Here is a 13,630-nt window from a genome sequence, read left to right as displayed (position 1 = left end):
CCGCATGCCTGCAATCACGTTTTCCCCTTTGTTACACGGAGGGCGACATGCAGATCATCGACAACAAGACGATAGACGGGAACAGACCGAAGCCGATCCTCAACGTCGCGGAATTCTGCCGGCGTTACCGGCTGGATAAGGCCGAGGAGGTCAGGCTCAGAAAGCTGTTCGGCGAGTTTGCCTCGAGGCACGAGCTTCTGATGAATGCGCAGCGCAAGCCGAGCTTCCGCTGATCATTCCTCCTGATCGAGAGATTTTCCGAAGATCATGAAGACATCATAACGGGTATTCTTGCCCATTATCTGATGCGAAGGCTTGCGAATACCCGGCATCGGCTCGGCGCGCAGCGGCCATTTCAGCACCACCCGCTTTGTTGCATGGGCAAGCGCCACCTCCATCAGCTCCACCTGATCGGGATCGGAGCCCACCAGTTCCCGCAGCACCCGCATTTCCTTTTTCACCAGCGCCGTATTATGGCGCGGCGGATGCATGGGGTCGATGACCACCACTTCGGGCGAAAGCTCTTTCAGCAATTGACGGGAATCACCATGCAGCAGCGTCATGCGCGACGCCGCCTCGGCATAGGCGCCGCCCGCTTCCAGGGCGCGGCTTATACCATCGGCAAGATGGGCATGCATGGCCGGCGAACGTTCGATGAGGGTGACGTCAGCCCCGAGTGATGCGAGCAGGAACGCATCCCGCCCCAGCCCGGCCGTGGCATCGACGATTTTCGGCGTGCGGCCTTTGGTGAAACCGGCGGCTTTCGGCAAGGCCTGTCCGCGGCCTTCGCCGGAGCGGAAACGGTGGCCGACGGCGCCGCCGACAAAATCCACCACGAAACTCTCGTTTTCTTCCTTCATCTGCGACCTCAGAACGGGCAGGGCACGGCATAGGTGACGTCGCGGCCATCCGGATGGCGAAAGCCCACCTCTTGCGCATGCAACATCAGGCGCGGCGCGGCGGCGAGCGCTTCACCCTCGGCATAAAATTCATCGCCGAGAATGGGGTGGCCAAGCGCCTTCATATGCACCCGCAATTGGTGGGTACGGCCGGTGAGGGGCGTAAGCGCCAACCTCGTCGCGGGAAGCGGCAATCGCTCCATGACGCGCCAAAGGCTTTGCGCCGGTTTGCCGTTTTCATGGTCCACGCGGTGGCGGGGTTTATTTTCGGGATCGATGGCCAGCGGCAGGTCCACTTCGCCCTCTTCGCCCGCGACCGTTCCCCACACAACGGCCACATAGGATTTGCGCGTTTCACGCTTCTCGAACTGCGCGGCGATCATCGCATGTGCCTTGCGGTTCAGGGACATCAGCACGATGCCTGACGTATCCTTGTCCAGCCGGTTGATCATCAGCGCTTTCGGGAACTGTTGCTGCACCCGCGTCATCAGGCTGTCGGAGAGCGCCGGATCACGCCCCGGCACAGATAAAAGCCCGCTCGGCTTGTCCAGCACCAGCAGGTCGTCATCGCGGTGCACGATGGTGAGCCAGGGGTCGAGCGGCGGATTATAGATGGGGTTGGAAAGCTTGAGTGACATATCGCTTCCTTAGCACGAATTGCGCATTCGGACAGTCGCTGGAGATGTTCTAGTCCGGAATGTGAAGACTGACGCGCCCGCTGGTCAGGTCGCTCAGAAGCCGGGTCAGCCGTTCGGCTTCGCCGGCCGGAACGGAAAGCAGCATATCCGCGCCGGTGCCGGTGAAATCCTCCTTTTCGAGCCTAAGGTTCGGTGTGGCGGAGAGCCGCGATTTCACCAGCGCCAGATCGGAGAAGGGGCAGCTCAAGGTCGCGCTGACATAAGCGATGACGGGTGAGGTCTCACCAAGCCGAAGGCAGGCCGCCGCCGTGCCGCCATAGGCGCGCATCAGCCCGCCGCTGCCGAGCAGGATGCCGCCGAACCAGCGGATGACGAGAACCGCGACATTATCCAGCGCCTGGCCGTCTATCGCCTGAAGGATCGGTTTTCCTGCCGTGCCGGAAGGCTCGCCGTCATCGCTGAAACGATAGGTCTGACCTGTTCGCCACGCCCAGCAATTATGGTTGGCGTCCGGGTCGGAATGCGCCGCGAGGAAATTTTTCGCATCCTCGTCGCCGGTTACCGGTGCGGCGAAGGCGATGAAGCGGCTTTTTTTGATATCCTGCGAAAAGGTAACGGGGCGGTCGAGCGTGAACATCCGCGTTCAATATCGCATATATTCGCGCCCGGAAATCGGTATAAGGCTCTCAACGGCAAAGATGGCTAAGGAGAGGGTTTTGAGCGAGGGGAGGCAGGTCGCGATTATCGGCGGCGGGCCGGCGGGGCTGATGGCGGCCGAGATGCTCTCGGCGGCGGGCCATGCCGTGACGGTGTTCGAGGCGATGCCGACCGTGGCGCGCAAATTGCTGATGGCCGGAAAATCCGGCCTCAACATCACCCATGCCGAAGATTACGACAGTTTCCGCCACCGTTTTGGCGAGGCGGAACCGCGGCTGCGTGCGGCTCTCGATGATTTCACGCCTGATATGCTGCGCGACTGGGCGCAAGGGCTGGGGCAGGAAACCTTCGTCGGCACCTCTGGCCGGGTGTTTCCCACCGTCATGAAGGCCTCGCCGCTGCTGCGGGCGTGGCTCGCCCGGCTGGAGACGCAGGGCGTGACCATCAGGACGCGGCATCGCTGGACGGGCTTTTCGGGTGAGCGGCTGGTTTTCGCGACACCGGAGGGCGAAGTCGCCGTCGAAAGAGATGCCGTTCTCCTGGCGCTCGGCGGCGCAAGCTGGCCGCGTCTGGGTTCCGATGCCGCATGGGTTCCGGCGCTCGCGGCCAGAGGCGTGGAGATTGCCCCGTTCCGCCCGGCCAATTGTGGTTTCGATGTCGATTGGAGCGATATCTTCCGCCAGCGTTTCTCAGGCGAAGCGATGAAATCCACCGTGACCATTTCTCCTGCCGGGGCCTTCCAGGGCGAATTCGTGATAACGAAACACGGCATTGAAGGCAGCGTCATCTATGCCCATTCCGCCGCGCTGCGTGACCGGCTGGAACAGGCGGGCGGAGCATCGCTTGCCGTTGATCTTGCGCCCGGACGCACGGTGGAACGGCTCAGCCGCGACCTTGCGAAGCTGGGCCGGAAGGAGAGTTTCGCAAACCGCATGCGCAAGGCCGCTGGTCTCTCCGCCGTCAAGATCGGGCTGCTGCGGGAGATCTTCCCCGATATCGCGGCCATGCCGGATGATTTCGTCGCTGCGAGAACAAAACACGCGGAGATACCGCTTGTGCGGCCGCGGCCGATTGCCGAGGCGATTTCGGCAGCCGGCGGCGTTGCCTGGAGCGGTGTTGATGGCAACCACATGCTGAAAAGCATCCCCGGTGTATTCGTTGCCGGGGAAATGCTGGACTGGGAAGCCCCGACAGGCGGTTATCTCCTGACCGCCTGCTTTGCCACCGGCAAGGCGGCGGCGAAGGGCATGAACCGCTGGCTTGAGGGTTCAGCCTGAAAGCCGTTCCGCCATGCCACCGTCTTCACCATGCGCGGTCCTGACGAGGCAGCGCATGATGGCATCGGTGGTGACAGCGCCGAGCGACTTGCCGTTTTCTCCGACAACCGTGGCGCTGCCGACATTTTCCCGGACCAGCGCCCGCAGGCCCTCCTCGACCGTCATATCCGCATCGAGCTGAAGCCGCGACTGGCCGGAAAATTCCGGCTGCACGATGGCGCGGAGGCGAATGACCCTGCCGCGATTGACCTCTTCGACGAAGGCCTCAATATAGCTGTCGGCCGGCGACATGACGATTTCGGCCGCCGTGCCCTGCTGGATGATTTCGCCATCACGCAGAATGGCGATCTTGTCGCCGAGCCGCAACGCCTCATCGAGATCGTGGGTAATGAAGACCACGGTCTTCTTCAGCTCCTTCTGCAGTTCCAGCAGCACCGTCTGCATGTCGACGCGGATGAGCGGATCGAGCGCCGAATAGGCTTCGTCCATCAGCAGAATTTCGGCATTGTTGGTCAAGGCGCGCGCCAGACCCACACGCTGTTGCATGCCGCCGGAAAGCTGGTTGGGGTAGTGGCTGGAGAAGCCTTCCAGCCCCACGCGCCTGATCCAGACTTCCGCCCGCTCCTCACGTTCGCGCTTGTCGATGCCCTGCACCTCAAGGCCGTAGACGACATTCTGCAGCACGTTGCGATGGGGCAGGAGGCCGAATTTCTGGAACACCATCGCCGTCTTGTGGCGGCGGAATTCCAGAAGATCCGCTTCGTTGAGGCGACAGACATCGGTGCCGCCATAGAGAATTTCGCCGGCGGTCGGGTCGATCAGCCGGTTGACGTGGCGGATCAGCGTCGATTTGCCCGAGCCGGAAAGGCCCATGATGACGGTGATCTGCCCGCCCGGCATGGTGATGTTGATATCCCGCAGGCCGAGCACATGGCCATGTTTGGCGTTGAGCTCAGCCTTGGACATGCCGGCCTTCACGGCTTCGACGTGATCGGCCGCCTTGGAGCCGAAAATCTTGTAGAGACTGCGGATTTCGATCGATTGACTAGCCATGCGCCACTTCCCGGTGTTTTTGCAGGCGAAGGCCATAGGCCTGGCTGATGCGGTCGAAGATGATGGCGATGCCGACAATGGCAAGCCCGTTGAACACGCCGAGCGTGAAATACTGGTTGGCGATGGCCTTCAGCACCGGCTGTCCAAGGCCCTGCACGCCGATCATGGAGGCGATGACGACCATGGCGAGCGCCATCATGATGGTCTGGTTGATGCCGGCCATTATGGTGGGGAGTGCGAGCGGCAGCTGCACCTTGAAAAGCTTCTGGCGCTTGGATGAGCCGAAAGCATCGGCCGCCTCCAGCACGTCGCGGTCAACCATGCGGATGCCGAGATTGGTGAGCCGGATCATCGGTGGAATGGCGTAGATGACGACGGCGATGACACCGGGCACGCGGCCGATGCCGAGCAGCATGACGACGGGAATGAGATAGACGAAACTCGGCATCGTCTGCATCACGTCGAGAATGGGGTTGACCACGTTCTGCAGGCGGTTGGAGCGCGCCATGGCGATGCCGATGGGCAGGCCGATGACGATGGACAGCACGGCGCAGACGAAGATCATCGAAATCGTCTTCATCGTGTCTTCCCACATGCCGAACCAGCCGATGGCGAAGAGAATGCCGCAACAGAGGGCTACAATGGTGGCGCTGCGGCTGGCGAACCAGGCGAGCGCGCCGACAATAAGAATAACGACCGGCCAGGGTGCGCCGATCAAAAGCCTTTCCGCCCAGATGAGAAAGCTCTGCAGGGGCGTGAACAGCCCCTCTATCGCGCCGCCATAGGTTCGGGTGAATGCCCGGAATCCCTCGTCGATGACTTTTTTCAAGCCGCGCAGAGCATCGTCATTCATGGTCGGAAATTTGAAAAGCCATTCCATATCCTGTTCTCCATGACGAACCGGAGGCGGGGATCGGTATCCTCCGCGCTCCGGGAGTAAAATCGCCAGAGCGCCGCGCATCCTTCCGGACGAAAAAGCGGAACGCTCCGTTGAACTGGCGCATCGTCACCGGAAAGCTGGAAGGCATTCAGGAGCCGATGCGGGCACGGCGTCGCCGGTGGCGGACGCCGTTTGCCGGGCAGATATGCGATGACCGGCCTTTAAAGGGCGGCCTTGACCTTTTCAGCGACCTCTGGAGATACCCAGCCCGTCCACAGCGCTTCGTTTTCCTTGAGGAAGTGCTTGGCGCCATCTTCACCGGTCGCCTGGTTGTCCGTCATCCAGGCAATCAGCTTGTTGACGGTGTCGTTGGTCCAGGCGCGCTTGTTCAGATAGTCCATGGCCGGGCCGGCACGGTCGGCAAAGGTCTTGCTCACCAGCGTCTGCACGTCATCCACCTGCCATGCGTTCGGCTTCGGGTCCGCGCAGTCGGCGACGGATGTGCAGCGCTTCCATTCCGCCGCGTCATAATCCGCGCCGAAACCGAGCTTCACCATCTCATATTTGCCGAGCAGCGAGGTGGGAGCCCAATAATAGCCGACCCAAGGCTGCTTGGCTTCGTAAGCCTTGGCGATGGAGCCATCGAGGCCCGCGGCAGAGCCGGTGTCGACAAGGGTGAAGCCGGCTTTTTCACCGCCGAAGGCCTTGAACAATTGCGCGGTGACGACGGTGCCGCCCCAGCCCTGCGGGCCGTTGAACACGGCGCCCTTGGATTTGTCTTCCGGCGAAGGGAAAAGTTCGGGATGTTTGAAGAGGTCCGGAATGGTCTTGAGATCGGGATTGGCGTCGGCGACATATTTCGGGATCCACCAGCCCTGCACAGCGCCGTCGGAGAGGATTTTCGCGGCCGCGACCACTTTGCCGCCTTCCAGCCCCTGCTTGACGATTTCCGGCTGCAGGCTCACCCAGGCTTCCGGGGCGATATCCGGCTGGCCCTTTTCGGCCATGGAGGTCAAGGTCGGCACGGTGTCGCCGGTGACGATTTCGGCGGAGCAACCATAGCCCTTTTCGAGAATGAGCTTGTCCAGATTGGCGGCGACTTCGGCGGATTGCCAGTTCATGCTGGCGATCGTCACGTTTCCACAGTCGGCGGCATAGGCAGCACCGCCTGAAAAGGCGAAGCCGGCGGAAAGAATTGTGGCACCCAAAAGTATTTTCATTGTTGTTCCCTCTGGTCGCGGTGTGGCGAAGACCCGGGTGCTGGCGGCACCGCGACCGCCAGCACCCGTATTGAGGCTTAATAATTCCTTTGTGGCCGTTCCGTTTGCGGCAGATTCTGGCGTATTGAGGATGGCAATTATCAATCAATTACCCGATCCGGCGGATGGGATTTCCAAATTTGCGATGCCGGGATACCGAATGCGCGTGACCGATCCGGCAAGGCATCCGAATATTTCGCGAGAATGGAACTTTTTCGAAATTTGAAAAAGGCCGGGAACAATAAACGGAAGTTTTTGTTTTCTTGGACTTTTATCCTGTTCTGTATTACGGGAGATTTTCTCTCGATTTTTGTGGTGATGTTGAATGACCAATCTTCGTGCTGCCCCGGTATGGCCGATCGGTGGCGGTGAAACGGGTGAGCTTGTGCGCCGCTTCGACTGGTCGAAGACATCGCTCGGTCCTATTTGCGACTGGCCGCAAAATCTGAGGCAGAAAGCCAATTCCGTCGTCAATTCCCCCATTCCGCAGGTGCTGATGTGGGGCAAGGATCATGTGATGATCTATAATGACGGCTATTCGGAGATCGCCGGCAACTATCACCCGCGGGCGCTGGGCGGAACGGTGCCCGGCATCTGGCCGGAAATATGGGACTGGAACAGCCGCATTCTCGAAGCCGGTTTTCGCGGTGAGGTCATGGCCTATCGCGATCAGCCGATGACGCTGATGCGGCATGGCCTGCCCGAAGAGGTGATCTTCGACCTGTTCTACACGCCGATTTATAATGAGGGCGGGACGGTGGACGGTGTTTTATGCACCGTGCTTGAAAATACCGACAAGGTAAAGGCCGTGGAGGCGCTGGAGCAGAGCCGCAAGGAGCTTACCCGGCTTACCAATGCCCTGCCGATTCTGGTCGGATATGTCGACCGCGATTACGTTTATAAATTCGCCAATGACGGCTATCTGGAATGGTTCGGCCGCCGCGCGGAGGAAGTGATCGGTCGCAGCGTTCCCGAAATCGTCGGCGAGGCATTTTTCGAGGCCCGCAGGGCCTATCTCGACCGCGCACTCAGTGGTGAGAAGATCGTTTCGGATACCATGGTCAGCAGGCCTGACGGCACCACGCGCGCCGCCGAAATCCGTTACGTTCCGCGTTACATTGCCGACGGCTCCATCGACGGCATCTATGTGCTGATCATCGATATCGAGGAGCGCAAGCGCTCGGAGCGGGAAATCCTCATCAGCAACAATCGTTTCCGCGCCGCGGTGGATGCCGTGCACGGCGTGCTGTGGACCAATAGCGCCGATGGCAGGATGATGGGCGAACAGCCGGCCTGGGCCGCGCTGACGGGCCAGACTCCGGAAGAATATCAGGGTTTTGGCTGGGCGGATGCCGTTCATCCCGAGGACAGGCAGGGATCTGTCGACAGCTGGAACAAGGCGGTTGCGGAAAAGTCGACCTATATCTGGGAACATCGGGTGCGCCGTCATGACGGCGTCTACCGCACTTTTTCGATCCGTGGCGTACCGATTTTCGACAAGTCTGGTGCTATTGCCGAATGGGTTGGCGTTCACACCGATATCACCGAACAGCGGCGGGCCGAAAACACCCTCAAGGAACATGCGAGCAATCTCGAGCGCGAGATCCGCCACCGCATCCGGGCGGAAGAGCAGCTTCGGCAATTGAACGAGAGCCTCGAAGCCCGTGTCGAGGCGGAAATGGCCGAGCGCCGCCAGACCGAAAAGGCGCTGCAGCAGGCGCAGAAGATGGAATCCATCGGCCAGCTTACCGGCGGCGTGGCGCATGATTTCAACAATCTGCTGCAGGTGATCGCCGGCAATCTGCAATTGCTGTCGAAGGATGTGATCGGCAATGAACGTGCGGAGCGGCGGCTGGAAAACGCGCTTGCCGGCGTTCACCGCGGCGCAAAGCTGGCCAGCCAGCTGCTGGCCTTCGGTCGCCGCCAGGCGCTTGAGCCGCGCGTCATCAACATCGCCCGTTTCGTGACCGGCATGGACGATCTGCTGCGCCGTTCGCTCGGCGAGGCGATCGAGGTGGAGGTCATCACATCGGGCGGCCTCTGGAACACCTATGCCGACCCTAATCAGGTGGAGAACGCGCTCCTCAATCTGGCCATCAATGCGCGCGACGCCATGGAAGGGCACGGCAAGCTGACCATCGAAGTGGGCAATGCGGTTCTCGACCGCGATTATGCCCGCAAGCACTCGGAGGTCTCGGCGGGGCAATATGTGATGCTCGCCGTCACCGATACCGGCTCCGGCATGTCGCCGGAGATTCTCGAAAAGGTCTTCGAGCCGTTCTTTTCGACGAAGCCGGAGGGCAAGGGCACCGGTCTCGGCCTGTCGATGGTCTATGGTTTCGCAAAACAGTCCAGCGGCCACGTCAACATCTATAGCGAGCTGGGACAGGGTACGACGGTGAAGATGTATCTGCCCCGCTCCGCCGCCGATGAGGACAGGGAAGTGGTGATGCCGACCGGCCCTGTCGAGGGCGGAACGGAAACCATTCTTGTGGTGGAGGATGACGAGGAAGTGCGCAACACCGTCGTCGAGACCTTGAGCGACCTCGGTTACCGCGTGCTCACCGCCCGTGATGCGCAGGCTGGGCTGACGGTGGTGGAAAGCGGCATTCCGATCGATGTCATCTTCACTGACGTGGTGATGCCGGGGCCTTTGAAAAGCCGGGAAATGGCGCGCCGAGCGCAGGAACGGCTGCCTAATCTCGCCGTTCTCTTCACCTCGGGTTATACGGAAAACTCCATCGTGCATGGCGGCAAGCTGGATGCCGGGGTGGAGCTGCTTTCCAAACCCTATACGCGTGAAGCGCTGGCGCGGCGCATCCGCCATGTGATCGCCAACCGCAAACAGGTCTCGCTGTCGCGCGCGCGGCCGGCATCTGCGCCGGGTTCTTCGAAATCTTCCGAACCGGTCAGGGCGGTCGAAAATCAAAACCGGTCCATACGTGTCCTTCTGGTCGAGGATGACGAGTTGATCCGGATGAATTCGACGGAGATGTTGTCGGAGAGCGGCTTTGCGGTCGTCGAGGCCGGCAATGCGGCGCAGGCGCTGAAGGTTATCGAGGCAGGCCAGATCGACGTTCTCGTCACCGATATCGGCCTGCCCGACATGAAGGGCGGCGAGCTGGCGGTGGAGGCCCTGCGCCGCAAGCCGGGGCTTGCCATTGTCTTTGCGACGGGCGACAGCCATCTGCCGGAGGGCGCACCGGAAAGCGCGGTGCTGCTGACCAAGCCCTATGACGAACAGCAGATCATCTCGGCCGTTGAACAGGCTCATACGGGTAGGTCTGTGGCGGCCGAATAGGCCGCCCTGTCGCCGGTTCAGTAACCGCGGGCCATATCGACCGTTTCCGGCAGCTTGCCCGTTTCCCGCCATGTGCGGACATTGCCGGCAACGATCCGGGCGGAACTTTCCCGGCTTGTCGGTGCGGAAATATGCGGCAGGACGGTGACGCCGGGATGCTGCCAGAATGGCGAAGCCGCAGGTGGCGGTTCCTGTTCGAAGACATCGAGAACGGCATGCGAAAGCCTGCGGGAATCGAGTGCTGCGATCAGGTCGTCGGCGACGATGACCGCGCCGCGGGCGAAATTGATGAGTGCGGCCCCCTGCTTCATCGTGGCGAGACGGCCGGCATTCAGAAGACCGCGTGTCGCGTCGGTGAGCGGCACGAGGCAGACGAGGATGTCGCTCTTTTCCAGCAGTGCCTGCAGTCCGTCGTCACCGGTCAGCGTTTCCACGCCCCCGATCGCCTTGGTCGAGCGGCTCCAGCCGGCGACGTTGAACCCGGCATGGGTGAGGCGTTCCGCTGCGGCCGTGCCGAGCGCCCCGAGGCCGAGGAGGCCGATGGTCATCTCGCCGGGATGGCGGTAGTCCAGTTCCTGCCACAGCGCCTTCTCTTGGTTGGCGCGATAGGCGGGCATGTCCCTCTGCAGATAATAGGTCCATGCCAGCACCGCCTCCGCCATCACGCGGGAAAGCTCGGGATCCTTCAATCGAACGATGGGCGGAGCTTTCTCACCCAGTTCCAGCACCAGCCGCTCGACGCCCGCCCACAGGCTGTGGATCCATGTCAGGCCCGACAGTGCGGCAATATCGGCAGGATCGGGATTGGCGACGATGGCGAAATCCACCGCCTGTTTCTGGTCGGCGGACAATTCAGAGAAGGAGAGGATTTCCTCCCGCGGCATGGCGGCGCGCAGCGCCTCTTTCCAGACGGATTCCGCTTCCGCGTTCATCCGTGAAACAAAGGCGATGGGTGATGGCATGAGATTGGTCCTGCTTGCGATTTGGCTTTTCGCCATCAATGCGCAATTTCGGGGGCAATGCCATAGGCAGCGGTTGAGATTTTACAATTCTTCCGTCATGCCGGTCCCCGGAACAAGTCCGAGGATGATCCGGCATCCAGCCGACGCGCGTCTGCGCGGCGCGAAGACCCCTTCAGCCCAAGGATTTGGGCTGGCTGGACCCCGGCTCGGGGAGTTGACGGCGCGGGGAGGTGACCTTTGCTAAATAGCCCCAGTCTTGGAGCCTTCGTCGTTTCGAAGGCCCGGTTTTCACCGGGCCGGATCACCATTCAGGCGTTTTCCTTCACCGGCGGCTTCGCATCGCCGTAATAGGCCGAGAAGCTCTCATGATAGTGCTCCGAACCGCCCGGGCCGGCATAACGCTGCAGTTCCGTCATGTCGGTCTTGTTCAGCACGATGCCGAGCGTCTTGTTGGCGATCTGCGGTTCGTTGGCCATCAGGTTCTGCACCATCTGGATCGGCGTCTTGCCCCATTCGGTGACGAAGACGAAGCCGTCCACCTGCGGCGCAAAGGCCTTGGCATCGATGACGGGAACCACGGGCGCGAGGTCGACGATGATGTAATCGCAGGCCTCGCGGGCGGAATCGATGAATTTGCGCATGCCGGAGGACGAGAGGAGTTCGCTCGAATGGGCGAACTGGTTGCTGGTGGAAACCGGCAGGATACCCATCTTCGTGCGCGTATCGACCTTCACCGCCTGCGTCCACGGAACTTCATCAAGCACCACTTCCACCAGACCGGCGGATTGCCGTGTCGTCAGCATGCGGCTGAGGCCGGGATTGCGGATATCCGCATCCACCACCAGCGTGCGTTTGCCGGTCGAGGCGATCAGCCCGGCGAGATTGAGCGCCACGACCGATTTGCCTTCGTTCGGCAGGCAGGAAATCACACCGATGACCCGGCACTGGCGTTCCTGAATGACGACATCCGCCGTCAGTTTCACGTTGCGGAGCGTTTCCGCAAAACTGGAGCGCGGGCTGTCGACGGCAAGGCGCAGCATTTTCTGGAACGAGACCTGTCCGCTTTCGTCAAGCGTGGCGTTCTCGCCGCCGGGCGTGGCGGCGCTGTTGCCCGCCTTGGCGTTTTCGACGCCCCTTTCACCGATGAAGGGGAGGTAACCGAGAAACCGCATGCGCAGATTGTCACGCACATCGTTGCCGGTGTGGAAGAAGCGATCCCGGAATTCGAGAAGTGCGGCAATACCCCCACCCAGCATCAGGCCGAGAACGACCGAAAGCGCCATGGTCATGGTCTTTTTCGGGCTGGAAGGCGATGTCGGCAGGCCCGCTTCGGAGATGATACGCGCCTTGGCGATGGGCAGCGACTGCTTCTGGGACGCTTCCTCGAAACGACCGAGATAGGACTGGTACAGGGTACGCAACGCCGTTGCCCGCTGCTCAAGCTCGCGCAGCTGGACCATGGTGATGTTGGCCTCGGAATTGCGGCCTGCCACACGGTCGATATTATCGCGCAGCGACTGCACGCGGGAATTGGTGACGTCGTATTCGTTTTTCAGACTGCCGGTCAGCTGCTGCAGTTCCTGATAGATCTGCCGCGAAACCTCTTTCTTTTCGGCGTCCAGCGCCACCGCCTGCGGGTGGTCGGCACCGAATTGCTGGACGATGCCCTGCTGCCGGTCGGAAATGGTGATGTAGCGCTTGCGCAGATCCTGAATGACCGAGTTGTCGGTGTCGCGGGCCGAAACGACGGCGTTGTCGACAGCCGCCTCAGGGCCCCGGTCGATGATCGATTTATACTGGTTGTAACGGGCAGACGCCGTCGCGGCATCGGCCTGCGCGGCGATCAGCTGGCCGTTCAGGTCGGCAAGCTGGCCTTCGGACATCAGCTCGCCGCGCGAGGAAACGATGTTGTTGTCCGACTTGAATTTCTGTACCGCGAGCTCGGCCGACTGCGCGCGCTGGTTGAGGTCGGTCATGCGCTCCTGCAACCAAACGGAGGCGCGCTCGCTGGCATCGAAATTGGCGTTCAGCTGTTCGGTGAGATAGGCCTGCGCATAGGTCTTGGCGATCTGCGCGGCGAGCTGCCGGTCGGTCGAACGGGTGGAGATGGCGATGACCGAGCTGCGGCCGACACGTTCCACCGTCAGCGACTGCTGCAGCACTGCTGCGGCCTTTTCACGGCGTCCGGCGCGGATGGCGGCTTCTGAGACCGGCGGATCGCCCGGCAGGACGAGGTTGAGGATACCGCGCACGGAAGTCTTGATGAGCTCGACCGGCGACATCGGCGGATTGACGATGGTGTCGTTCTCATCGAGCTTGGCCTTGTCGACCACGGTCAGCGCCATTTCCTTGGATTTCAGGATTTCCACGGCGCTGGCGATGCGGTTGTCGACGATCTGCGCGGCGGGCACCGGCGATTCCTCTTCCGCGTAGCGGGAAAGGCTTTCATCCAGCAGTACCTGCGTCATCGCGGTGTAAACGGGGGTCGCAAGCACCAGATAAAGACCGGCCAGCACCACGGCGGCGATGACCGCGGCGGCAATGACATTGGCGCGGCGCACCACGGCGGCCCACAGGCGGTCGAGGTCGATGAACGTGTCGGAATCCTTGCCGGACTCCGGAAAACCGATATTGGATTTAAAGGTCTTGTGGTGCATGGACCTACCTTGTGAACTAAAAATGGTACGCGGGAAGCCGAACAATG

At 61.3% G+C, this 13,630-nt stretch carries 12 protein-coding genes; 4 read left to right on the top strand and 8 right to left on the bottom strand.

The genetic code is table 11. The features are described from left to right. Window positions 1–47 precede the first annotated feature (47 nt). Entirely contained in the window at window positions 48–233 is a 186-nt protein-coding gene (locus tag ACIQUH_RS22995; RefSeq protein ID WP_269711242.1) for a hypothetical protein, read from the top strand. On the opposite strand, the gene ACIQUH_RS22990 is transcribed toward ACIQUH_RS22995, so the two are convergent. The 3 genes from ACIQUH_RS22990 to ACIQUH_RS22980 are packed head-to-tail and all read right to left on the bottom strand — an operon-like array spanning window position 234 to window position 2,174. Beyond that, entirely contained in the window at window positions 234–860 is a 627-nt protein-coding gene (locus ACIQUH_RS22990; RefSeq protein WP_400819383.1) for a class I SAM-dependent methyltransferase, read from the bottom strand. A gap of 8 nt (window positions 861–868) precedes the next feature. Then, window positions 869–1,537, bottom strand: coding sequence for a pseudouridine synthase (locus ACIQUH_RS22985; RefSeq protein ID WP_400819380.1), 669 nt, complete (start codon window positions 1,535–1,537; stop codon window positions 869–871). A 49-nt stretch (window positions 1,538–1,586) separates the two neighbouring features. After that, window positions 1,587–2,174, bottom strand: coding sequence for an IMPACT family protein (locus tag ACIQUH_RS22980; RefSeq protein WP_400819378.1), 588 nt, complete (start codon window positions 2,172–2,174; stop codon window positions 1,587–1,589). A gap of 61 nt (window positions 2,175–2,235) precedes the next feature. On the opposite strand from ACIQUH_RS22980, the gene ACIQUH_RS22975 reads away from it, so the two are divergent. Beyond that, window positions 2,236–3,471 (top strand): TIGR03862 family flavoprotein, encoded by a 1,236-nt coding sequence (locus ACIQUH_RS22975; protein WP_400819376.1) that lies wholly within the window; start codon window positions 2,236–2,238, stop codon window positions 3,469–3,471. Here the strand turns inward: ACIQUH_RS22975 and ACIQUH_RS22970 are convergent. From ACIQUH_RS22970 to ACIQUH_RS22960, 3 genes are all read right to left on the bottom strand, one after another. Then, on the bottom strand, window positions 3,463–4,524 hold the full coding sequence (locus ACIQUH_RS22970; RefSeq protein WP_400819373.1) for a glycine betaine/L-proline ABC transporter ATP-binding protein: 1,062 nt from the start codon (window positions 4,522–4,524) through the stop codon (window positions 3,463–3,465). The two genes, ACIQUH_RS22975 and ACIQUH_RS22970, sit on opposite strands and share 9 nt — an antisense overlap. Further along, window positions 4,517–5,404 (bottom strand): ABC transporter permease, encoded by an 888-nt coding sequence (locus tag ACIQUH_RS22965; RefSeq protein WP_400819370.1) that lies wholly within the window; start codon window positions 5,402–5,404, stop codon window positions 4,517–4,519. Before ACIQUH_RS22965 ends, ACIQUH_RS22970 begins: the two co-directional genes overlap by 8 nt. A gap of 221 nt (window positions 5,405–5,625) precedes the next feature. Continuing rightward, window positions 5,626–6,624 (bottom strand): ABC transporter substrate-binding protein, encoded by a 999-nt coding sequence (locus ACIQUH_RS22960; RefSeq protein WP_400819368.1) that lies wholly within the window; start codon window positions 6,622–6,624, stop codon window positions 5,626–5,628. Here ACIQUH_RS22960 and ACIQUH_RS22955 point away from each other — a divergent pair. Together ACIQUH_RS22955 and ACIQUH_RS22950 are read left to right on the top strand one after the other, a co-directional pair. Then, a complete protein-coding gene (locus ACIQUH_RS22955) occupies window positions 6,602–6,889 on the top strand; it encodes a hypothetical protein (RefSeq protein WP_400819365.1) in 288 nt (95 codons plus the stop codon). The two genes, ACIQUH_RS22960 and ACIQUH_RS22955, sit on opposite strands and share 23 nt — an antisense overlap. Window positions 6,890–6,988: 99 nt before the next feature. Next, window positions 6,989–9,964, top strand: a complete 2,976-nt coding sequence (locus ACIQUH_RS22950) for a PAS domain-containing protein (RefSeq protein ID WP_400819363.1) — start codon at window positions 6,989–6,991, stop codon at window positions 9,962–9,964. Between the two features lie 17 nt (window positions 9,965–9,981). Here the strand turns inward: ACIQUH_RS22950 and ACIQUH_RS22945 are convergent, their stop codons facing one another. Together ACIQUH_RS22945 and ACIQUH_RS22940 are read right to left on the bottom strand one after the other, a co-directional pair. Next, complete coding sequence (locus tag ACIQUH_RS22945) at window positions 9,982–10,926, bottom strand: 2-hydroxyacid dehydrogenase (RefSeq protein WP_400819361.1); 945 nt, start codon at window positions 10,924–10,926, stop codon at window positions 9,982–9,984. A 308-nt stretch (window positions 10,927–11,234) separates the two neighbouring features. Further along, on the bottom strand, window positions 11,235–13,583 hold the full coding sequence (locus ACIQUH_RS22940) for a polysaccharide biosynthesis tyrosine autokinase (RefSeq protein WP_400819359.1): 2,349 nt from the start codon (window positions 13,581–13,583) through the stop codon (window positions 11,235–11,237). Between the last annotated feature and the right edge of the window lie 47 nt (window positions 13,584–13,630).

The sequence above is a fragment of the Agrobacterium sp. NPDC090283 genome (genome assembly GCF_044769685.1).
GTDB lineage: Bacteria > Pseudomonadota > Alphaproteobacteria > Rhizobiales > Rhizobiaceae > Agrobacterium.
This window is presented reverse-complemented; position numbering and strand designations above follow the sequence as displayed.